Annotated in this window: 1 protein-coding gene; it reads left to right on the plus strand. The window is 36.7% G+C overall.

The genetic code is table 11. The annotated features are described in order from the left end of the window. Positions 1 to 244 precede the first annotated feature (244 nt). The gene (locus AB1414_21360) at positions 245 to 859 is read left to right on the plus strand and encodes a hypothetical protein (GenBank protein MEW6609960.1); all 615 of its coding nucleotides are present in this window, start codon (positions 245 to 247) and stop codon (positions 857 to 859) included. The last annotated feature ends 241 nt before the right edge of the window (positions 860 to 1,100 follow it).

Consider the following 1,100-nt stretch of genomic DNA (forward strand, 5'->3'; position numbering starts at 1 on the left):
TGTTGTTTGTGTCATAAGTTTGTCCTCCTTATTTTAGTTAGTTAATACTTTTTGTATAGTATACCATAAAATCTTTCGCAGGTCAAACTTGACACTTTATCATATCATCTCTGCGGTGAACAGTTACAAAGAGTTAATTTAAGGTAACTATTTACCCAAAGGGAGGATAATGGAAATCAGGTGTTCGGTTACTCAAATAAAGCGGTTAAAACTGATTACCTGTTATCTTTGGAGGTTTTAGAAAATGGAAATTTCAGGGGTTGATGCTGTAAGTCGAATTAGTGGCGCCTATCGGGTATATTTTCATTTAAATAACCGAACTACTAACTCCTTGCCTCTTAGCCGAACTAATTTCCCTCAAAATCCAGCAGAAAGTAATCCTCGTAGTTGGCAAATAGGCTCTTTTCATTCTATATTTAATTTCTTAATAAATAACGAGAAGATAAGTAAAGAAATTGTTCATCTAAATAAATCTAATGAAGGATGCAATTTATGTCAAAACAGGCGATATATCTGTTCTAATGGAGAGACTTCGGATGGAAAAGCAACTATTATTCCTGGTCAGCAAAGTGCTTTGCGAGTTCAACACCACGAGGCACAACATCTCCACCAATCAAGGATAAAAGCCGTGCAAGAAGGAAAAGTCGTTGTCGCTCAATATATTCATCTTCAACATGCCACCTGTCCTGAATGTGGAGGAAATTATGTTAGTGGTGGCCAGGCTATAACTCAGACCCTGGATAAACAACAATTCCATCAACTCCTTCAACAAAAAACTCACTTATCTTATCTGCCTCAAGGAACATTAAATGACCAAAAACCTGAAGGAAAAGGTGTCCATATTGATTTTTATGGGTAAATTTTTCGACCTGTGGAAGTTTTGAGGATGGTTTCCCAAATGTCACTAATTCCCTGCATAAATAGAGTCTATAGTCTTGTGTCTGATGTCCAGTGTCTGAATCACAGTACCTTTGCAGGGCAAACGCATCTAAATTCCACAATCAACTGTAGTTTATGATTTTACCAGCAGTTATAAAGCATTTAGAGCCTCCAGCCTTAAAAATGTGTTCACTCTTCTGATTTAATCAGCTTTTACGGTT

The organism is bacterium, assembly GCA_040755795.1.
Classification (GTDB): domain Bacteria; phylum UBA9089; class CG2-30-40-21; order CG2-30-40-21; family SBAY01; genus JBFLXS01.